Source organism: Trinickia sp. (assembly GCF_051953405.1).
In the GTDB taxonomy this organism is placed as follows: Bacteria; Pseudomonadota; Gammaproteobacteria; order Burkholderiales; family Burkholderiaceae; genus Trinickia.
Genome location: NZ_JBQCIV010000126.1, coordinates 1 through 18,984, shown reverse-complemented (window position 1 = coordinate 18,984; position 18,984 = coordinate 1). Strand labels below are relative to the sequence as shown.

Sequence of the window (18,984 nt, the reverse complement as noted above, 5' to 3'; positions counted from 1 at the left end):
GATCGGCGCTTTGCGCAACGAGCTTGCCGAAGCGAAAGCTTCGGCCGATGCGCAGACGGCGAGCGTCGATGCGCAAGCTGCGGCGCGAGAGGAATTGGTGCAGCTCACTTCGAAGCTTGAAGCGCTGCAACAGCCGAGCCCCATGGTGCCGCTGCAGGTGGATGGGCATGTTGTTGCCGCGATCGTAGCCGCGTGGACGGGTATTCCGCTCGGCCGCATGGTCAAAGACGAGATCGGCACCGTGCTGGGCTTGAAGGATCTGCTCGCCGAGCGCGTGATCGGTCAGGACCATGCGCTCGATGCCATCGCGCAACGCGTGCGCACGGCCAGCGCGAATCTAGAGGATCCGAATAAGCCGCGCGGCGTGTTCCTGTTCGTCGGGCCGTCCGGCGTCGGCAAGACCGAAACGGCGCTCGCGCTGGCGGATATCCTTTACGGCGGCGAACGCAAGCTCGTGACGATCAACATGAGCGAGTATCAGGAAGCACACAGCGTGTCGGGCCTGAAGGGCTCGCCGCCGGGATACGTCGGTTACGGCGAAGGCGGCGTGCTGACCGAAGCCGTGCGTCGCAATCCGTATTCGGTGGTACTGCTCGACGAAATCGAAAAAGCGCACCCCGACGTCTTGGAAATGTTCTTCCAAGTGTTCGACAAAGGCACGCTCGACGACGCGGAAGGCCGCGAGATCGATTTCCGCCATGCGCTGATCATCCTCACATCGAACGTGGGTTCGTCTGCCGTGATGCAGGCGTGCTTGAACCAGGAAGCGCAGGCGCTGCCCGACGCCGATGCCTTGGCCGAGCTGCTGCGCCCGCAGTTGTACAAAGCGTTCAAGCCCGCGTTTCTCGGACGCGTCAAAGTGGTGCCGTACTACCCGATTTCCGACGACGTCCTCGTTCAGATCATCGAACTGAAGCTCGAACGGATTCGCGCGCGCGTGGCCGAGAATCACCGCGCTGCCTTCACGTGGGACGAATCGCTCGTCGACGCGGTGCTCGCGCGCTGCACGGAAGTCGATTCGGGCGCCCGCAACGTCGACCATATTCTCAACGGCACGCTATTGCCCGAACTCGCGCAGCACGTGCTCGGCCGCATCGCCCAGGGCGAGCGCATCGAGCACATCGCTGTGCGCGCGCTCGAATCGGGCGAATTCGAATACAAGGTAAGTTGATATGCCCATCGATCTCGCACCGCTCATCGCACCGCTCGAGGGGGCTTCCCCGTGCGGCGAAGACCTGCTGTTCTCGACCGATTTCGACGCGATCCAACACGCTCGGAAATTCGACGACCCTTCGCTCGATCAGGGCGAGTGGGTGACTGAAATCAAGGAAGCCGATAGGGGCTTCGTGATCGAACGCTGCACGCTGTTGCTGAAGACGCAAACTAAGGATTTGCGCTTGGCTGCTTGGCTGACCGAAGCGTTGGCGATGAAGCAGGGCGTGGGGGGCCTCTCGCAGGGGTACACGCTGCTGGCGGGGCTTGCCGAGCGCTATTGGGATACCGTGCACCCGTTGCCCGAAGGGGACGACACCGAATATCGCCTCGGCAATGTGAGCTGGCTCGTGGGCCGCACGTCGCAGTTGCTGCGCGAGGTGCCGCTCACGCAATCGTCGTCGGGGGAATTCAGCGGCCTCGATTGGGAGGTGGCGGGCAGTGTCGCGCAAGCGATGCGACGCGATCCCGAGCGAGCCGACGAGATCGCGCGCGGCAAGCCGTCGCTCGAGCAGATCGAGGCGGCCAAGCGCGGGACGCCGCCTGCGTTCTACAAGACGTTGATTACGGATCTCAAGGCATTCCAGGCGTCGATGATCGCGCTGGAGCAGGCGCTCGATGCGCGTGCGGGAAATGCCGCGCCGAGTTTTCGGCAGGCGAAGGAGGCGTACGAGGTGGTGTACGGGCTCGCCGAACGCTTTGCGCGCGATGTCGGGGCGAAGCTGGACCCGACGCCCGCGCCGCCGCAACCCGATGCGGGCCCGAGCGGGCGCGCCGAACCTAGCTTCAAGACGGCTCCCACTCTCGAGACTTCGATGGCCAACAACACTGCTGCGCTTAACGTGGTGCGCCCCGTGGGCGCGATTCAAAGCCGTGCCGACGCGGTGGCGCAACTGCGCGCCGTCGCGCGATTTCTGCGCACGACCGAGCCGCATAGTCCGGCTGCGTATCTTGCCGATAAAGCGGCGGAATGGGCCGATATGCCGCTGCACGAGTGGCTGAGCGCCGTGGTGAAAGATGACGGGTCGCTGGCGCATATTCGCGAGTTGCTGGGGGTGAAGCCGGACGAGGCGAGTTGAACGGCATGCGGTGTCGGCGTGGCATAACCGGAGCTTGACCTAGCGATGTCGATCGATGAAGGGCAAGTGCGGGATGCGTGGGATCGAAACGCGTCGCTCTGGGCGGAGCGCGTGCGCTCCGGCGTCGATCTTTATCGAACGGTCTTCAACGATCCGAGTTTTCTCGCCGAGTTGCCGGATTTGGTCGGGTGCGAGGTGATCGATCTTGGGTGCGGCGAGGGGGCGACGACACGGCTTATCGCGCGTCGCGGCGCGCGCGTCACGGGCATCGATCTCTCCTCGAGAATGATCGAATTGGCTCGGGGTGAAGAAGCGCGCGAGCCGCTCGGAATCGACTATCGGGTTGCATCCTACGGGGCATGTACGCTTTTTCCGAGCGAGCGCTTCGATGGGGCCGTCTCTACGATGGCGCTAATGGATAGTGCGGATTTTTCGGCTGCCGCACGCGAAGCGTTTCGACTCCTCAAGCCCGGTTCGCTGTTCGCCTTCAGTGTGCTGCACCCGTGTTTCGTCACGCCGGGTATTCGATGGCTGAAGAACGAGCAAGACGAGGAATCGGAACTCGTCGTGAGCCGGTATTTCGATGAAGATCCTTTCGTCGAGTCGCGACGTTTCGCAAAGGATGCCGCCGCGGGACGCGCGCAGCACTTCGACATTCCGCGCTTTCCGCGCCGTCTCGAAACCTATGTAAATGGGCTCGTCGAGGCGGGCTTCGTTATCGAGCGGATAGTCGAGCCGCGGCCGACCGCGGAGATGGTCGTCGCGCACCCTTGGCTTGGGCGGTGGCGCGAGCATGCTGCGATTTTTCTATATGTGTTCGCGAGAAAGCCGGCTGGCGGACGCCACCGCGGTGACTGACGCGCTTCGCGAGAAAGACGGCTGAATCCCCGGATATGACGCAGAACGATCATATGCTCGCATTAGAAAACCATTATTCAGGCGATGAGAGTTGGGCCGCACTCGAAGAACTTGGCCTCAGGAAGCATAGGGAGGTTCCTACGGTCCTGAGCCTTTCAAGGGTGCTCTACGAAGATCTGGGCTTGGCTTGCGTGATATATGAAGTGATCGGCAGTGGTGCGTTTGCGTGGCTCGACCACAAGCTTCCGGTTCTCGATCATATTAGACCGCTGGATTGTGTTGGCGATCCGATATTGATTAAACGGTTGAGAGAAGCATTGATGCGTTTTCCGTGACGCAAAGTCGCCACGGACTCTGACCACCGATTAGCTTGCAGGAGGGGCGTCATGCGATGATCGAGCGACATATTCTTTTGAGAGACCTGCCGGGTAGGCCGCGGCTTGTTCTGGATAAAACGACAGGTACGCTCCGTTCTGTTGACGGGGAGGTGGTGCCGCTCAGGGGGTGCGCCCTCCGAGTGGAGGGCACAATATTCTGTCTATATGCTGAGGGTGGCACGCTCATGCTCCAACTGGGCGTGCGAAGATGGCCGCTTGATGGCTCGGTTCCGGTAAATTACACGCATGATTTCTCCAAAAAATCTACGACGTTTTCTATCGGAGATTATTCTGTCGAGTATGAGGCGTGGTGGGCTTGGGATCCGACATACAACAAATTTGCACCGGAGAGGGATGAAGACGAAGATCCTCTTGCGTATGTCTATGCGCTGCTAATGGATAGCCAGCGTCGGGGCGAGCTTGTTAAGCGTTGGAACGCCTGACGGGATGTGCCGGTCAACCAGGAGGGCAATCGATGGCGTTGCTGTTGCTGAGACACTTCGATCGCGCGAGCGATGTCATGGAGTACTCGACGGATCACGGTGTGAGCGGGGTTTTCGCGGGTAAAGCGGGGGTTGCTCTCGATCGAGGGTTCTTCACCGAGCAGGGCTCGCACTACTATGGCGTGTTCGCAACGGAAACAGGACCCGTAGCCTTCATGAACGGCGCACAGTGGCCGCTCACGAGATCCGGGGCATCGTCCGCATTGTCGCCGTTGCCGGATGGACGAACGCGGTTCGTGCTATGCATCGAGGGCGTGCCCGCATACGCAGTGACCTACACACGGACGATCGACATCGTCGACAATTGGTCGGAAGACGAAACGATTGGCGAATTTTTTTCGTGGCTGCATGGAAACTTAACAAGCGATCCGACCGGTAGCTTTTTCCGCTATTACTGCCTTTTTGCGTGAGTGCCGACCAAAACGAATTGTTCAGGGGTGACGATCTACGTCGGCGGTCATGGGTATTGATCTAAAAGTGAAATGATGAAAAGATTAATTGAATTAATTATTATATTTATGTTGAGTGTGGCGATTTCGGCGCCTGTATATGCGCAGCACAAATTTTTGATGACGGGCGCCGCTCAATACGAAAAATCATCGGAGGCTCACGTCCTGCCATTTCCTGTCAATCCGGTTACCTCGGCGGTGCTGACGTTTGATGGAAATGTGTTCAACTTTCACTATGCTGGCGGTAGATGTAGCGTCCAGGTTGAAAGGAGGATGAAGTTTTATTTCGATCCGATGCTTGCGCATGCTTTCCGTTCGTCAGATGATTTTGGGCGTTTTATTCTGGACAAGTTTCATCGAAACTATAAGGTGCTGCGCGAAACGTATCTGCTTGGAGAGCCCAATGTTCCTCTATGTTCGGGGTTGCGGGAGGCCATGATTTATGGATCTGATGACGAATTTTTGGTCGTGAGTGGGTCTTGGTTTTATGTGTTCCAACGTCAGGCCAATGATCTCGCAAATGCGGAAAATAGCTTCGATTGCGATAAGGCCAGAACGAGCGTCGAGCATATCATTTGCAGTAATCATGACCTGATTGAACTTGATGCTGCAGTAAATCGCGGGTTTGTGGCCATGCAGATCGTTAATTCGAAGGAGATATCATATCAAGATCCGGTTAGGATGGACCAAATAAATTGGGTTAGGAATGTCAGAAACGGATGCGCGAGTGCTTCTTGCCTATTGAACGCCTATCGCTCACGCATTCTTGTCATTAAAGGAAAAATATCGAGCGCTTATCCGTCCTATCCGGACAAGGAGCCCGACCAAGAGGGTGACTGATTGCGTGCCGATCTGAAAACCATGCTTGGCAGAACGCGAACGGGGCTGGGCGGTACGCCCGCCATTGGCCACCGTAGGTACGACAACACTCATCGAGCCGAACACGTACGATGCGCAAATTTTTACCGATCCTCGGTTTGGCCTGTTGGTTGGCCGCATGCGGACCTACGGTCGCACAAGGCCGACAGGATTCAACGATCGCGTCACCAGCCACCCTCTGGCAAGCCATCGATGCACTAACGCACCCACTTCCGTTCTCGAAGGCCAACGTTGAGCGATTGCTTTCCGTTCGCCTATCGGAGACGGAGGAAGGCGGAAACGACGCATTCCAGATCTTCAAGAGCGATCCCGTCACGCTGCCAGACGGCGTCGTGATCGAAAACGTCGATCTGCGAATTAGGCGCGTAGGGCCGGATCAAGGTTTCCTTGTACTCGATACCGGCGGTCGCTGCATCAAGATTGACGATGTGCGTACGCACTACGAGAGTCTAAGCATTACCGATAGGCCACGAGGCCGCTCGCTCGACGAGGTCACCTCATATACCGCATCGCTGCCGTGGGGCCGGCTATCCTTCGGCTTCAAGGAGCGCAATCGACAATGTCTTGCCTCCGTGGCATTCGATCCTCGGGAAGACGAAACCCAAGTCGACAGCGAGTAATGTCCCTATCGAAGGAAAAGAACCCAAGGGGCATCAATAAAGGCGAGCGGTTTGCCCGCGAGGACATCTACGTCGACTACCCGTTCGAGGACGTGATGTTCAGATGGGACCACCTAGAGCGCAGAATCTATCGCAAGTTCTACGGCCAGGCGGAGACCGGCTCGATTCCGCACGACAATCGCCTATTCAACGAAGCGCTATGCTTCGGCGATGAAATCTCGCGGGAAGCCTACCTCGCCGGCAAGCGGCACTCGGGCATGCGTAACACGTGAGCGCGCGATTCGGATAGTCATCCGCACCGCATCGCGCTCGCGCCTTTACTGCCCAATCCGAAACTCGATCCGCCGATTCCTCGCCCGCCCGGCGTCCGTATCGTTCGAAGCAATCGGCTGATCCGGCCCAACGCCCATCGTCGCCATCGAACGCGGCGCGACGCCCTTCGTCACGAGATAGCCCTTCACCGCATCCGCGCGCGCCTGGCTCAACGCGATATTCGACGCGCGGCTACCGGAATTGTCGGTATGCCCAATGATTTCCACCGTCTTGCCAGGAATTTTCACGAGCACGGCCGCCATCTGATCGAGGATCGCCCGGCCTTCCGGTGCCAACGTTGCGCTGCCCGTTTCGAATTCGATCGTGCGGTTCGCGAGCGTCGAATCGAGCATGCCTTGCTCCGACGCGCTCACGCGCAATCCGTTGTGAATCGTATACGTCGGGTTCAGCGCGTTCGCCATATCGCTCGTCACCTGCTGACGCAGCGCTTCGTTCGACACCTCGCCCTTCACGTCGATCTGCGTGCCGTTGATCTTGAGCTGTCCCTTGCTGATCTGCTTCAGTTGCGGCCCGAGCAGCTTTTGGACGTTCGCGCTCCAGTTCGGCGGCGTCGCCACCCCGCCCACTTCGATTTGATCGACGACGTTGCCGGCGCCGTACGTATCGCGCAGCCGCGCGAGCACAGCACTGTGCGTGGCTTCGTCAGGCACCTTCCCGCTCACCACCACCTGCCCCGGGGCTGCATCGGCCGGCGCGGGCATATGCGTGGCCGTGTTCGCCGTGCCCGAAGGATCGGCTGCGGCGATCTGCACCGGTGCGGGAAGCGGCGCGCTCTGCACGCGCGCCCCGCCGTTGTAGACGGGCGTCACGGTGGCGGGGGCATCGTCGGCTAACGCAGCGAGCGAAGCGAACGAGCCCGCTACGGCGAGCGCCAACGCGCAAGCGCGCCACACGGCACGGCGCGAAGGCGCGGCGGTCGAGTTCGTCGAGCCAGTCGAGCCCGAATCCGAATGCCAATACAAACCGGAAGGAGACATACCCATCATCGCCTCACGCCCCGACGAACGCTTCGCGGAACGTATCGATAGCGATACGCAGCGACAATTGCGGCTGATCGAGATAGCTGACGAGCTTGCTGATTCCATGTTCGTTCTGAGCGTGGTCGTCGATCCACTCGGGATCGTCGATGTCGATGTTGTGCGTCGCATAGGCCTGCGGATCGATGACGCTATGCAGCGTCTTCGCCGATGCGCCGTTGAAGCCGATCACGAGACGCTCGCGTTCGGCGATCGTCCCGAGGAAGATGGCGATTTCGAAATCGGCCTGCGCGAGAAACGGTGCGATCAATTCGAGCCAGAACGTCGCGACGAGGCTGCGGTAGAACGTGTCGTTCGGCAGCGGCAGCGTGAGCCCGCGCTCGAGATTCGGCGCATGGCTTTGCATGACGGGCTTGAGCAACGAGCCGAGCGCGAGCATCGCACCGCGCAGCCGCACCGGGTGGCCGCTCGCGAGCAGCATCTGCTCGAGGCCGGCGAGCGTTTGATGCTCGACGAAATCGGAAAACGTACCTTCGTGCGAGGTGGAAACACCGACGTCGATCGGCACTTGCGTATCGCCGAGCGCCTGCAATGCGGCCCCGGGCTCCTCGCAATCGTATAGCGTGCGCATTTGCGTTGCGGCGCGCGACCATAGCCGCGCGAAGGCGAGCGGGCTGCGCGCGAGGAAGGCGAGAGGGCGCTCCACTTCGAGCGCCGTCGCCGCGAGCAGCGGGAAGCGGCGCGAGGAGTTGTCGCGGCTCGACATCATATGGCCGGCGATCGCGAGCCGGCTTTGCGAGCCGAGGAACGCGAAATGCATCGGCTTGGCGTTGTCGTAGACGATCTTCCAACGCGGGTCTTCGGCGAGCAGCTCCGTGGCTTGCGCAACCCAGCGGTCGAGCGTTTGCGTGAGCTGCGGGTTATGCGTGCTTTTGACGAAGTCCCCGCGCGAAGGAATCTTGCCGAAGTAGGCGAGTTGCGCCTGCACGGATTGCGTCATTGCGCGGCTCCTGTTCCTGGGTTCGAGACCGCCGCGTTGGCGGCCGAGGGGGAGGGGGCGCCCGGCTGCGCGGCCGGCGCCGACAAGGCAGGCGTCGCCGCCGTGCCGGACGCTGCCGGTGCCGAGCCGATGATCGCGGCCGCAGCCGTGCGCGCCGCTGCCGCGTCGGCAACCGATTCGGGCAAACGAACGCCCGCGAGGCTCGCTTGCTGCGGCGCGTTTCCGCCGCCGCCGCTCGACGGCTGCGACGTGCTGATGATCTTCATGCTCAGCGCCACCGTCACGCTGCCTTGCGTCCACGACAACGCGAACGTGCCGTCGGGGTTGCGCGTGCGCTTGGCCGAATTGATCAGTTTTTCCAGCCCGTAGCGGCCCGGTTCGTTCACGAGTTCGATCGTGCGTCCGTCGAACGACGTGGCCGTGAGCGTCGCGCCCGGCGAGCCCTGCGGATTCGGCCAGACGAAGTTCGTCCACTGCGGCGGCGTATTGCGGTAGCGCAACTGCTGACCGTCGATCGAGATCGTGTACTCGGTCGTGCCTTGGCCCGGCTGCGGCAGGATCTGGAACACGGTCTGCGGTTCCGTCGCTGCGCCGCTGCCGCCGCCTGCTGCCGCGCCCGAGAGCGGGGCCACCCAACGCGCGAAGCCATTCGTGAACTCGGGCGAGAGCGCGATGCCCATGCCGCCCCACGTGCGCGGCGAGAGCGTGTCGCCGCGCCGCACGGCCAGCGGGCCGAGCGTCGTGCCGACGAACTTCGAGATCGCGCCGTCCGGGCCGAACACCTGCGCGATTTCGCTCGCGCCGGCTTCGACCTTGGCATTGCTCGCGAACGGATACTTGTTCGCCAAGGCGTTCTGGAACGTGTCGTAGACCTGGGCGTTCCACACCTTGTTGACCTCGTTGCTGGCCGGCTCGATCACCACCGCGAACGCCTGCATGAGCGGCCGCACGAGCAGCGGGCGTAGTGCCTTGCGTTGATCGTCGGTGAGCCCTGTCAGCATTTGTTCGTCGACGAACTTCAGCGAATCGGCCAGTTCGGAGCCGTTGCCATCGAGCGTCTGCTGCATGAGTTCGCGCGCGCCCGGGCCCGGGTCGCCTTGGTTCTTCAAGATGTTGAACCGCGTGCGGACCTTCGAGAGCGTGTCCATGTAGCCGTTCAACAGCGACGCATTGTCTTGCTTCGCGACGATGCGCGCGAGCCCGCTGAACGCGATGCCGACCGGCCCGGCGCTCGTGGCGCCGTCCAGGTTCGCATCGATGTCGATGCCGGCGTTCTGCGCGGCTTGCTGCTTCGACGAGAACATGCGCTTGAACCAGCCCGTCACGCCGTTCTGCGCTTTTTGCAGCGGCGTGGAGGCGAGCGCCGGGTTATCCCAAGACGTTTGGTCGTAAGCGGTTTCCAAGATCTTGCGGACCGGCGAGTCTTGCGGATCGCCGAGCCGGTTCATCGCGTCCACCGCCTGCCCGAACGTGCCGAAATCGCTGATGGCGATGCCTTGCATAAAGCGTTGCCAATGCTGGGCGTACTCGGTCTTGTACATGCCGACGAGGGCTTTTTGAATCTGCTCGGGGCTGCCTTCGAGCGTGAGATCGTCCTGCGACGATGTACCCAGCACCCAATCCTTCGCTTGCAACTCCTTCGTGGCCGCGTCGCGGATCGCGGACTTCACGTAGCCGAACCAGGCTTCGCGCGTGAAGGTGCCCGGGATCGCATAGCTGCCGCCCACGAGGTTCGCGTTGCTTTGGCCGACGATGCGCGCGACCGTCATCGGCGCATAGCGCGTCGACGCACGGGCCTTGATTTCTTCGTACACGCGCTGGCGGGCCGGCATGCCGCGCACGACGTGACGCAAGCTCTCGCGGGTTTGGTCGATGAGCGAGAGGTTGGCGTCGATCATCGGCCAATCGTCGTCGGACACGCGTGCGAGATAGAAGGTGATCATGCGCTCGGCGCTGCGGATCATCTCGTCGCGGGACATGTTGCCGCGATTGGTCTCGAGCCAGCCGCGCCAGAAGCGGGCGAGCTGATCGGTCAGATGAGCCGCTTCGACGTGGCGCTTGTCGGAGAGCATGAGGTAGGTCTTCAGCGCGTTATAGGCATCTTCGACGTTGGTCGGCGATGCGTCGCTGTACAGGCTCCCTTGAGCGGTGGCATTGGCGATGGGGCCGGTGCCGGTATTGCCGCTGCTCGTGCTGCCGCTACGCGCCGATACGGGGATCGCGCCCGATTCGGGCGGGTGCGTGAGCGGGGCGAGCTGATCCGGATGCGCGTTCACTTCGCGCAGGAAAGAGACGAGGTTCTGCGAAACCGGATCGAGCATCAGCTGCTTGACGCCGCGGTAATACTCCGCCAGCAGGCGTTGCTCCATCCGGTCGCCTTGATAAAGCCCAAGCGAGACCGAGAGCGGCCGATTGCGCTTGAACTGCTCGAGCTGCTCGATCCGATCCTCGAGAATGTCCATCGCTTGCAAGCGCGATTGCAGATCGTTGCGGTTGCTCTGCAGCCGCACGATGTTGTCGAGATCGGCCTGCACGTTCGATGCGAGCTGTTGATTGCCGATCGTGGACCACGTCCAGCCGCCGAGCGCGAGTGCCAGTACTGCCACGAATGCGAAGAACGTGCCGTAGCGCAGACGCGTTTTCGCGGGGCTCGCGAACTGGCGCACGGTTTGGCGGTCGGCAAAGATAACCTTCGAAAACAGATCGCGCAGGAAAAAGCCGTTCTGGGACGAAGCGGCCCGCGGCTTGGGCAGGCCGTCGACGGCGAGGCCGAAGCGCTGGCCGATGCGTTCCGCAGCCGCGCTGTTCGTTTCGCCCTCTTGCAAGGCGCTCGTAAAGTAAAAGCCGCGCAAAATCGGCTTGTACTGGAATGGGTTGCTCTCGAACAGCGTCGCGAGGAACACGCGCAACGCGGGTTTGATCGCCAGAAACTCGAGCGGGAAACTCAGTTGCCCCGGCGAGAGCATGGTGCCGCGGTTGATCGACATCTGCGCGATGCTGATCTCTTTCAAGCCTTCGTAGAGTTCTTCGAACCGCTCGTCGAAGACCGAGACGATGTCGCGCTTCTCGTCGCGCGTGTAGGGCAGCGTGGCGCCCCAGACGCGGTCGTACTCGTGGCGCTCGCCGCCGCTGAAGAATTCCGAGAAACCCGTGATCAGGTCGGCCTTCGTGAACATGACGTAGACGGGCGCGAACACTTCCAGCTTCTCGGTCAGCTCCTGCACGCGCTGACGCAAGCTGCGCGCAAGGTTGATCGTGGCATCGGGGCGGCTGCTGGTGAGTTCGGCGATGCTGGCCGTCACGATGATGCCGTTGATCGGTGCCTTCGGGCGGTGGCGCTTGAGCAGGCTCAGAAAGCCGAGCCACTCGCTGCGATCTTCCTCGTGTACGGAATAGCGGCCGGCCGTGTCGAGCAAAATGCCTTCGGTCGTGAAGAACCAGTCGCAGTTCCGCGTGCCGCCGATGCCATGCACGATCGCGTCGCTCTTTTCTGCGAACGGAAACTGCAGCCCCGAGTTCAGCACCGCGCTGCTCTTGCCGGCCGCGGGATTGCCGATGACGATGTACCACGGCAGCTCGTACAGCGCGGCGCCGCCGGACACTTGACCGATCTTCGACGTTTTGATCGTGCGCACCGCTTCGGTCAGCCGCGTCCGCAGCACGTCGAGATCCGCTTGCTTGGCGCCGCTCGGCTGCGGCACCTTACCGGTTTCGGCCTGCTGCTCGAGCATGCCGCCGAGCTTGGCCGACGCGCGCCGAGCGGCGATACGCCTCACGAGCCAAACGAGCAGCATCAGAACGATGATGGCGCCCAGCGCAAGCGTGGGCCATATCAAGGGGAGGTCGAACCAGAGAGCGGCGCCGAACAGGAGCGCCGCGATGACGACCACCCCGAGGACGGTCATCGTGCGTTTGCTGGTCAGCGCATTGAGGAAGCGTTGCATAAGGCTTTAACTTGGCGGTCTAAGTCTTGACGAATGGCCCGGTGCCGGGCATTGCGTTTGGGGGCGCGGCGATCGATCGTCGTCTATTGCCCGGCGTTTGGATCGACCGGTTTGCTACGTCCGAGGACGAATCCGGGCTTGTGATATTCGACGTGTCCGAAATCCATCAATTTCCATCGTCCACCCCATACCAAGCCGACTTGCTCGGCCGTTTGCCCATACAACTGATAGCCTCGCATGGCGTAAGGATCTTTCTCGGAAATGACCACCTTGCCGTCGCGCAAAAAGGCGTTGTCGGCGGCAAGGCCGTATTGGTGATAGCTCTGATATGCGGCCGCATTGGTCACGCCCCCCAGCTGCGCGAGCCGGTTTTGTCGATCCGGGCTCCGATAACCTTCCAATAGCACCAAGTCATACCCGTACTGCTCGTGCATGATCTTGTACACGAGCAATAGCCGGGTTCTGAAATCGGCATCCAGCAAATTCCAATCGCGGCTGGCGTCACGCAATGCGGGACGAACCTGTTCGACTTCTTTGGTCTCGAAGACCTCGGGCGGCAACGGCGGCGGTGGAACGAGCTGCTCGCCATTGAGCAATGCGGCGATTTTCTCGTCCGGCACGCGGCTGTCGCCATCGAACTGAAACAATTGGCGGCCGCGCAATGCAATTGCGATCAATGGAGGCGCCGCAAGGATACCTGCCGTTATCAAAATCAGCAAGCGCTTGCGAATCAGTACTTTTTTCGTGTCAATCAGCGTGCCATGAGAAATTCTTACTGATTTATCGATCCCGGTACGGAGATGGGAGAGGCCGCGCGTAGTCCGGCGCAGCATGCGGCGCTGTAATGAGACCGCGGTCGCGATGACGGCGGCCCGTGCGGCGGGCAATAGGAACAATGCCGCGATGGTGACGGCAACAGCAAAATAGGCAGCGAGTGCAACGGCAATCAAGATGGGCCCCGGGCGGGAAATAAATTGTATTTTGGAATGCTTGCTCTTAGAATCTGGCCTGCTTGCCAAGGGAGGCCGGATTCGTATTATCACGGCGAATTAAACAACGATTCAACGAGATACTGAATGAGTGCACCGGAAACCACTTCGAAAGGGCGGCCGAGCCTACTTTCCGAGACGGCTCCGGGTACGCCAGACGCGAGTTCGCGCATTCTCGCGAGCCTCGAAGGGCGTGTGTCCGCGCAACAACTTCCGCGTCGGCGATCGAAGAAACCGTTGGGCATCGCGGCGTTGGTCGCCGCGGTGGGCATCGGTGCGTTCGGCGCGTGGCAATGGCAGCGCGCGCAAGATGCCGGGCGTCCGCTTGCCGCTGTGGCCAACAACGCCGACAAAGCGCACGGCGCGGCTGGTGCGAGCGCGGCGGTCGTGTCGAACGCAAGCGGTGCGGCGGCCTTGCCGCACGCCGCGCAAGACGGACAGGGTGGGGCGTCGGCGTCGAAGGCGGCCGTGATCGTGGCCGACACGACGGTTGCATCGGCGAGCGCATCGGCGCTAAGCGCCACCGGAACGGATCCGCTTTCTCGTGCACTCGCGAACGGCGCGTCGTCGGCCGAGAAGTCCGCCGCGCCGGCCGGCGCATCGGCAATGGCTATCGCTGGCAAGACGGTTGTCGTCACGAAGCCCGCCGCGCACAGCGAGCGCGAGAACGCGAAGAGCCGTCGCGCGGAAAAGCTCGCCGCCGAGCGTGCGAACAAGCATCGCCCGGCCGTCAAGCACGATCCCGATGTCGATCTATTGGCGGTGCTCGTCGCACGCACGAAGCCCTACGATGCCCATGCGCCGCAGCCGGCGAGCGGCGCGAAGCGTGCGGCACCAAAAGCGCACCCGGTCGACGTGGCCGCGCAAATCAAGCAGTGCGATAAGTCGAACTTCTTTCAGGCGCAACTGTGCCGCTGGCGCGTCTGCTCCGATTACTGGGGCAAGGATCCGGCTTGCCCGAGCGCGCATGCGTCGCCGCAGACCTCGCGCTAACGCGCGGTGCGACTAGTCGGTCGCGAGCGCGCAGCCGCCGTTGCCATGGGCAACCGTTCGGGGATCCGATCGATGACGACAACTTGCCGCGCGCCGATCGGCAAGGCGCATCGCACGGCCATTTGCCCGACCGGTCCCGCGCCCCAGATCGCCATCATATTGGTCAGGGCAACGTCGCATTGAGCGACGGCTTGCCATCCCGTCGGCACGACGTCGCCGAGAAACAGCACCTGCTCGCCCGCTAATCCCTGCGGCACCTTCCGATCTTCCTTGTCATGGCGGCGGTACGCCCGCGCGAAGCCATCGAGCGCGTCCGCGGCGTGGGGTTTCGAGGAACGCGGGTCACGACAGCAACGAGCGTTCCCATGCAGCGGCGTGACGCGGCACGCGCGTTGCGGCAGTGCGGCAGACCGGAAGGCCGGCGCGGCGAGCGCGACCTTCGGGCAGCACTGACCACTTATCGACATGAAGGACGTTCACCATGGCACGCAAAACATTGGAAGACCTGTTCATCCATTCGCTCTCGGATATCTACAGCGCCGAGAAGCAATTGACGAAGGCACTCGGCAAGCTCGCGCGGGCCGCGACGAACGAGCAGCTTTCGCAGGCGTTCGAGACGCACTTGCAGGAAACGCACGGACAGATCGAGCGTATCGATCAGGTCGTCCAAAAGTGCGACATCCGGCTGAAACGAATGAAGTGCGCGGCGATGGAAGGGTTGATCGAAGAGGGCGAGGAATTGATCGACGAAATCGAAAAGGGGCCGGTGCTCGATGCCGGCTTGATCGGCGCGGCACAAAAGGTCGAGCACTACGAGATCGCCTCGTACGGGACGTTGTGCGCACTGGCGAAGCAGCTTGGCCAACAGGACGCCGTCACGCTGCTCAAGGAGACGCTCGAAGAAGAAAAGGCGACCGACAAGAAGCTGACCGAGTTCGCCGAGAAGGTCGGCAATCCGCAGGCACAGAAGCGCTAGTGTTCCAGCCGCTGCATTCCCAATGCGTTTCCTTTCGTTTCTTTTCGGATGGAGTCAAACGATGAGTTCCCCTGCAATCGATTATTCGGGCGCCGCCATGCAAAGCGGTGCGGCTGCGCATGCGGCGTTCGCGTCGATGGCCGATATGGCCAATCAAACGTTCGACGGCTTCGAGCGCGTCACGCGGTTGAACCTTCAAACGATCAAGACAACGTTGGCCGAGCAGCACGGCATTGCGCTCGAAGCGGTCGACTCGCGCTCGATCGCCTGGGTTGTGACGCTTCCGGTTGCCCAGGCGCAAGCTGGGTTCAAGAAGGCGCTCGCGTATTGGCAGCATCTGAACGCGATTGCTACCGAGACGGCCTCCAATAACGCGGGTGCCGGTTGGGAAGGCATCACCGCGTGCGCGAACTGGTTCGCGTCCGCCTACGCCGATACGCGCAGGCAGGCGGCCGGTCCGCTCGTGCTCGCTTCGCCGGACGCCAATTTGCCGACGCCCGTCGATGAGCCCGCGCAAACGAACACAAAAACGAGCCTGAGAAAGCGGTCGGTGGATATCGTCGACGGCTCGGGCAACGTCGTGTCGTCGGTGAAGCAGTAGCGGCTGCAACGGGGCATGTGCCGGCGGCTCTGCGCGGGCCGGAACGTCCGGCGCCGAGACGGACAACCCGTCCATCCCAGCGCCGAGTGGCGGTTGCCGTTATGTGCCCTTGTTTGCGAGCGGAGAGGGTGCGTGTGCAAACGACAGCGGCGACCGGCCCCGGTCGCCGTTTTGTCGATAGGCGCGCGCTGTCGATCCGGGTATGCCCGAGGTGATCCAACTAAAGATGCGATTGCTAGACATCATTCTCTAGACTAATATCCACAACGGTGCACGGTTTTTGACAATTCTTTACATTTGCGGGCGATGTGACGGTTAGCTGCAACGCTCGCCGATTTTTCAAACGCAAAGCGACGCCATCGGAAGCACGCGCACTCACGCATTCGCGCTAACGGGGAATGCATCGGCAATATCGCGGCGCTGCTGACGGCGCAATATTCCATGCAAGACGCTGACTACCGGGGGCGTGACGCGAGCCGTCGTTTCGACTTGGTCATGTCGACCATGGCCGACGGAGTCGGCTAGAAACAAAACGAATGACGAGCGGGGGCCGTTTGCTGTCCATCCCTACCCATGCCGAATTGCTCGAAGCCATCGGGCAACGGCTCGCGTTTGGCGCCGCCGGCGGGCACTCCGTCGAGGCGGGGCTCGCGCCAGCGCCCGTCGGGTTCCCCACGAATGACAGCTACGTCGGCTACTCGGCCACGTTCGAGTTGCCCGCAGGCGTTTTACTTTTGCAGAACGTTTATCACATCGGTTCGCCCGGCGGGGGGCGCGTGGGCAGGGTGCGTTCCCGTCGCGCGGGTGACGGACGATGAATGCGTGCCGTGCGCGGCACGCTTTTTAGGGACATCAAGCGATGAAATTCGCCGCCAGCCTTTCGAAGCTCCTTGCCGCGATGCGCGTGCCCGAAACCCGCACGCACAACGCAGGCGCTGCCGTACCGGCACCGCTTATCGTCGCGCTCGAGCCGCGCATCGTCTACGATGCGTCGGCGGCGTCCATCGGTATCGCCGCCGCGGCGGCCCAGCATCATCAGGCGAGCGCCGAGGCGCCAGCCGCGAGCGCCGCTCGCGATGCCGCGCCGCCGCCTGCCGCGGTATCGAGCTTCGCGGTGCAGACCGGGATGGCGGCCGCCGCTGCACGTTCGGCGGGTACGGCTGCGCAGGTGCGCGCGGTGCACGGTTACACGTCTTCGGTTGCGCAAGCGACGGCCGGCGAAGGGGGCGCGGGCCCGCAAGGCGTCGTCGTCGCGCCGCGCCAGGTCGACATTGTGGCGGGATCGAACTCGAACTCGCGAGACACCTCCGTAGTTCGGGCCGTGCACGGTTATACCGATGCGGTGACCGGCTCGACCGATACGCAGGTCGTCTTCATCAATTCGAACGTCACCGATTACCAGACGCTGATCGCGGGTCTGCCGCAGGGCACGCAATACGTCGTCCTGGATTCGTCGAAGGACGGCCTGGCGCAAATCGAGCAGTACGTGGAGCAGCATCCGGGCGTCAGCGCGATTCACCTCGTCTCGCATGGGGTCGATGGTCAGGTGCAAGTCGGCAGTACTTGGCTCAATCAGGCCGATCTCCCGGCCTATAGCGCGGAGCTCGCGCAGATCGGCGCGGCGATGAAGCCGGGCGGGGATTTCTTGATTTACGGCTGCGACGTCGCTAGCAATGCAGACGGCAAAGCGCTCGTGCAGCAAATTTCGTCGATCTCGGGCTTGAACGTGGCGGCGTCCACCGATGCGACCGGCGTAGCCACCCTGGGCGGCGACTGGACGCTCGAGTACGACGCCGGCGCCGTGCATACAGGCGTTATTTTTTCGGCAGCGTCGGAGCGCAACTACGACCACGTTCTTTCCGCGTACGACGAGACCTACGACGGTTCGGTCGGCTACGATTCGGGCACGACGCCGGTCGCGTCGACGACGCTAGGTCTTTCGACCTTGACCTACACCGGCGATCAAGCGGTCGAGTATCAGGTTGTCAGCGGGTCCTTGCCCAGCAGCGGGTCGGGCGGCGAATTGGTCGTCAACACCCAAGGTTCGCAGATGTCGACCTTGACCCTTCAGCGGCAGGACGGATCGCTGATGGGTATTCAAAGCTTCGACATCGACATCTTCGTGAGCAACGACGTGACGGTCCAAGCACTGGATTCGTCCGGGAACGTCGTGGGAAGCGTTTTGCTCGACCTGACCGCCGGTGCCACCGCTTATACGCCGGGCCACGTTTCGAGTAGCTCGCTATTTCATGTCGATCTGTCGACCAACGCCGCGTTCTCGCAAATCAAGAGCTTGAAATTCGTCGAGACGAGCGGCAACGGTACCTACCTTTCGCCCACGCTCGACAATATCCTTTATGTCGCCCCGTCCTCGCCGCCGACGCTCAACGCCACGGGCGGCTCGAGCGCCTTCGTGGCCGGCGACAACGTCGCGTCCACGCCCGTCGCGGTCGATTCGGGCATCACGCTGTCCGACGGTAATTCGACGACCGCCGTCAGTGCGACGGTGACGATCACGGGCAATCTGCACACGAGTGAAGACGAACTCGCCTTCACGAATACGAGCGCGGTCGTGTACGGCAACATTGCGTCCGCCTACAACGCGAGCACCGGCGTCCTCTCGCTGACGTCGGCCGGCGGTACCGCAACGATCGCGCAATGGCAGGCCGCGATGCGCGCGGTGACCTATACCGATACCATGGTGACGCCGAATACAGGGACGCGTAGCATCAGCTTCGAAGTGACCAGCGACGGCTATACGGCCAGCAATACAACGACTAAGGCCGTGACGGTGGCCGATACCGACCAAACGCCCGTTGTCACGACGGCAAGTCATACAGTGACGTATAGAGCGGGTGCGGCGAGTTCCACGATCGACTCGAGCGTGACCGTTAGCGATTTGGACAATACGGCCCAATCGTCGGGCACGGTATCGATCAGCGGGGGCTTCCATAGCGGCGATGCGCTGAACTTCACGAACGACGGCTCGACGATGGGCAACATCGCGGGCTCGTACAACTCGGCCACGGGCGTGTTGACGCTGACTTCCGCAGGTGCGACGGCGACCGACGCGCAGTGGGCGAGCGCGCTTAAAACCGTATCGTTCTCGAGCACGAGTACGACGCTCGGCAATCGCACGATCTCGTTCGCGACGAGCGACGGCACGAAAACGAGCACGGCGGCGACCGACACCG

The 18,984-nt window shown here is 62.0% G+C and carries 18 protein-coding genes and 1 pseudogene; 14 read left to right on the top strand and 5 right to left on the bottom strand.

From position 1 onward, the window contains the following. From ACTHN9_RS22910 to ACTHN9_RS22870, 9 genes are all read left to right on the top strand, one after another. On the top strand, nucleotides 1-1,171 hold a 1,171-nt coding region (locus ACTHN9_RS22910; RefSeq protein ID WP_440539075.1), incomplete at its 5' end, for an AAA family ATPase. A 1-nt stretch (nucleotide 1,172) separates the two neighbouring features. Next, the gene (tssA, locus tag ACTHN9_RS22905) at nucleotides 1,173-2,291 is read left to right on the top strand and encodes a type VI secretion system protein TssA (protein ID WP_440539074.1); all 1,119 of its coding nucleotides are present in this window, start codon (nucleotides 1,173-1,175) and stop codon (nucleotides 2,289-2,291) included. 45 nt (nucleotides 2,292-2,336) lie between these two features. Beyond that, a complete protein-coding gene (locus ACTHN9_RS22900) occupies nucleotides 2,337-3,149 on the top strand; it encodes a class I SAM-dependent methyltransferase (protein ID WP_440539073.1) in 813 nt (270 codons plus the stop codon). Nucleotides 3,150-3,184: 35 nt separating this feature from the next. After that, a complete protein-coding gene (locus ACTHN9_RS22895) occupies nucleotides 3,185-3,484 on the top strand; it encodes a hypothetical protein (RefSeq protein WP_440539072.1) in 300 nt (99 codons plus the stop codon). A 227-nt stretch (nucleotides 3,485-3,711) separates the two neighbouring features. After that, nucleotides 3,712-3,969, top strand: a complete 258-nt coding sequence (locus ACTHN9_RS22890) for a hypothetical protein (RefSeq protein WP_440539071.1) — start codon at nucleotides 3,712-3,714, stop codon at nucleotides 3,967-3,969. Between the two features lie 32 nt (nucleotides 3,970-4,001). Next, nucleotides 4,002-4,439 carry a hypothetical protein gene (locus tag ACTHN9_RS22885; RefSeq protein ID WP_440539070.1) on the top strand — a complete coding sequence of 146 codons (438 nt, stop codon included), beginning with the start codon at nucleotides 4,002-4,004 and terminating at the stop codon, nucleotides 4,437-4,439. A 72-nt stretch (nucleotides 4,440-4,511) separates the two neighbouring features. Then, the gene (locus ACTHN9_RS22880) at nucleotides 4,512-5,318 is read left to right on the top strand and encodes a lysozyme inhibitor LprI family protein (protein ID WP_440539069.1); all 807 of its coding nucleotides are present in this window, start codon (nucleotides 4,512-4,514) and stop codon (nucleotides 5,316-5,318) included. 278 nt (nucleotides 5,319-5,596) lie between these two features. Continuing rightward, a complete protein-coding gene (locus ACTHN9_RS22875) occupies nucleotides 5,597-5,977 on the top strand; it encodes a hypothetical protein (RefSeq protein WP_440539068.1) in 381 nt (126 codons plus the stop codon). Next, nucleotides 5,977-6,249 (top strand): hypothetical protein, encoded by a 273-nt coding sequence (locus tag ACTHN9_RS22870; protein WP_440539067.1) that lies wholly within the window; start codon nucleotides 5,977-5,979, stop codon nucleotides 6,247-6,249. The genes ACTHN9_RS22875 and ACTHN9_RS22870 overlap by 1 nt, the downstream gene beginning before the upstream one ends. A gap of 45 nt (nucleotides 6,250-6,294) precedes the next feature. On the opposite strand, the gene ACTHN9_RS22865 is transcribed toward ACTHN9_RS22870, so the two are convergent. The 4 genes from ACTHN9_RS22865 to ACTHN9_RS22850 all read right to left on the bottom strand — a co-directional run bounded on the left by ACTHN9_RS22865 (nucleotide 6,295) and on the right by ACTHN9_RS22850 (nucleotide 13,181). Beyond that, nucleotides 6,295-7,287 (bottom strand): OmpA family protein, encoded by a 993-nt coding sequence (locus ACTHN9_RS22865; RefSeq protein WP_440539066.1) that lies wholly within the window; start codon nucleotides 7,285-7,287, stop codon nucleotides 6,295-6,297. A gap of 13 nt (nucleotides 7,288-7,300) precedes the next feature. Beyond that, nucleotides 7,301-8,287, bottom strand: coding sequence for a type VI secretion system-associated protein TagF (gene tagF / locus ACTHN9_RS22860; RefSeq protein WP_440539065.1), 987 nt, complete (start codon nucleotides 8,285-8,287; stop codon nucleotides 7,301-7,303). After that, nucleotides 8,284-12,231 (bottom strand): type VI secretion system membrane subunit TssM, encoded by a 3,948-nt coding sequence (gene tssM / locus ACTHN9_RS22855; protein WP_440539064.1) that lies wholly within the window; start codon nucleotides 12,229-12,231, stop codon nucleotides 8,284-8,286. The genes tagF and tssM overlap by 4 nt, the downstream gene beginning before the upstream one ends. Nucleotides 12,232-12,314: 83 nt before the next feature. Next, a complete protein-coding gene (locus ACTHN9_RS22850; RefSeq protein ID WP_440539063.1) occupies nucleotides 12,315-13,181 on the bottom strand; it encodes a M15 family metallopeptidase in 867 nt (288 codons plus the stop codon). A gap of 126 nt (nucleotides 13,182-13,307) precedes the next feature. Between ACTHN9_RS22850 and ACTHN9_RS22845 the strand changes: the two genes are divergently transcribed. Then, nucleotides 13,308-14,213, top strand: coding sequence for a phage tail protein (locus ACTHN9_RS22845; RefSeq protein ID WP_440539062.1), 906 nt, complete (start codon nucleotides 13,308-13,310; stop codon nucleotides 14,211-14,213). Between the two features lie 35 nt (nucleotides 14,214-14,248). Here the strand turns inward: ACTHN9_RS22845 and ACTHN9_RS22840 are convergent. Next, nucleotides 14,249-14,473 (bottom strand): annotated as a pseudogene (locus ACTHN9_RS22840) (glutathione-dependent formaldehyde dehydrogenase); the annotation flags it as partial. Between the two features lie 221 nt (nucleotides 14,474-14,694). On the opposite strand from ACTHN9_RS22840, the gene ACTHN9_RS22835 reads away from it, so the two are divergent. The 4 genes from ACTHN9_RS22835 to ACTHN9_RS22820 all read left to right on the top strand — a co-directional run. Continuing rightward, nucleotides 14,695-15,189, top strand: a complete 495-nt coding sequence (locus ACTHN9_RS22835; protein ID WP_440539061.1) for a YciE/YciF ferroxidase family protein — start codon at nucleotides 14,695-14,697, stop codon at nucleotides 15,187-15,189. Nucleotides 15,190-15,250: 61 nt separating this feature from the next. Then, on the top strand, nucleotides 15,251-15,790 hold the full coding sequence (gene phaP / locus ACTHN9_RS22830) for a TIGR01841 family phasin (protein ID WP_440539060.1): 540 nt from the start codon (nucleotides 15,251-15,253) through the stop codon (nucleotides 15,788-15,790). Between the two features lie 536 nt (nucleotides 15,791-16,326). Then, nucleotides 16,327-16,608, top strand: a complete 282-nt coding sequence (locus ACTHN9_RS22825; RefSeq protein WP_440539059.1) for a hypothetical protein — start codon at nucleotides 16,327-16,329, stop codon at nucleotides 16,606-16,608. A 41-nt stretch (nucleotides 16,609-16,649) separates the two neighbouring features. Continuing rightward, on the top strand, nucleotides 16,650-18,984 hold a 2,335-nt coding region (locus tag ACTHN9_RS22820; protein ID WP_440539058.1), incomplete at its 3' end, for a DUF4347 domain-containing protein.

What these genes read in the sequence shown, in the direction of transcription:
- tssA (WP_440539074.1), top strand. Translation starts at nt 1,173, where the DNA reads ATGCCCATCGATCTCGCACCGCTCATCGCACCGCTCGAGGGGGCTTCC.
- ACTHN9_RS22900 (WP_440539073.1), top strand. Translation starts at nt 2,337, where the DNA reads ATGTCGATCGATGAAGGGCAAGTGCGGGATGCGTGGGATCGAAACGCG.
- ACTHN9_RS22895 (WP_440539072.1), top strand. Translation starts at nt 3,185, where the DNA reads ATGACGCAGAACGATCATATGCTCGCATTAGAAAACCATTATTCAGGC.
- ACTHN9_RS22890 (WP_440539071.1), top strand. Translation starts at nt 3,712, where the DNA reads ATGCTCCAACTGGGCGTGCGAAGATGGCCGCTTGATGGCTCGGTTCCG.
- ACTHN9_RS22885 (WP_440539070.1), top strand. Translation starts at nt 4,002, where the DNA reads ATGGCGTTGCTGTTGCTGAGACACTTCGATCGCGCGAGCGATGTCATG.
- ACTHN9_RS22880 (WP_440539069.1), top strand. Translation starts at nt 4,512, where the DNA reads ATGATGAAAAGATTAATTGAATTAATTATTATATTTATGTTGAGTGTG.
- ACTHN9_RS22870 (WP_440539067.1), top strand. Translation starts at nt 5,977, where the DNA reads ATGTCCCTATCGAAGGAAAAGAACCCAAGGGGCATCAATAAAGGCGAG.
- ACTHN9_RS22865 (WP_440539066.1), bottom strand. Translation starts at nt 7,287, where the DNA reads ATGTCTCCTTCCGGTTTGTATTGGCATTCGGATTCGGGCTCGACTGGC.
- tagF (WP_440539065.1), bottom strand. Translation starts at nt 8,287, where the DNA reads ATGACGCAATCCGTGCAGGCGCAACTCGCCTACTTCGGCAAGATTCCT.
- tssM (WP_440539064.1), bottom strand. Translation starts at nt 12,231, where the DNA reads ATGCAACGCTTCCTCAATGCGCTGACCAGCAAACGCACGATGACCGTC.
- ACTHN9_RS22845 (WP_440539062.1), top strand. Translation starts at nt 13,308, where the DNA reads ATGAGTGCACCGGAAACCACTTCGAAAGGGCGGCCGAGCCTACTTTCC.
- ACTHN9_RS22835 (WP_440539061.1), top strand. Translation starts at nt 14,695, where the DNA reads ATGGCACGCAAAACATTGGAAGACCTGTTCATCCATTCGCTCTCGGAT.
- phaP (WP_440539060.1), top strand. Translation starts at nt 15,251, where the DNA reads ATGAGTTCCCCTGCAATCGATTATTCGGGCGCCGCCATGCAAAGCGGT.
- ACTHN9_RS22825 (WP_440539059.1), top strand. Translation starts at nt 16,327, where the DNA reads ATGACGAGCGGGGGCCGTTTGCTGTCCATCCCTACCCATGCCGAATTG.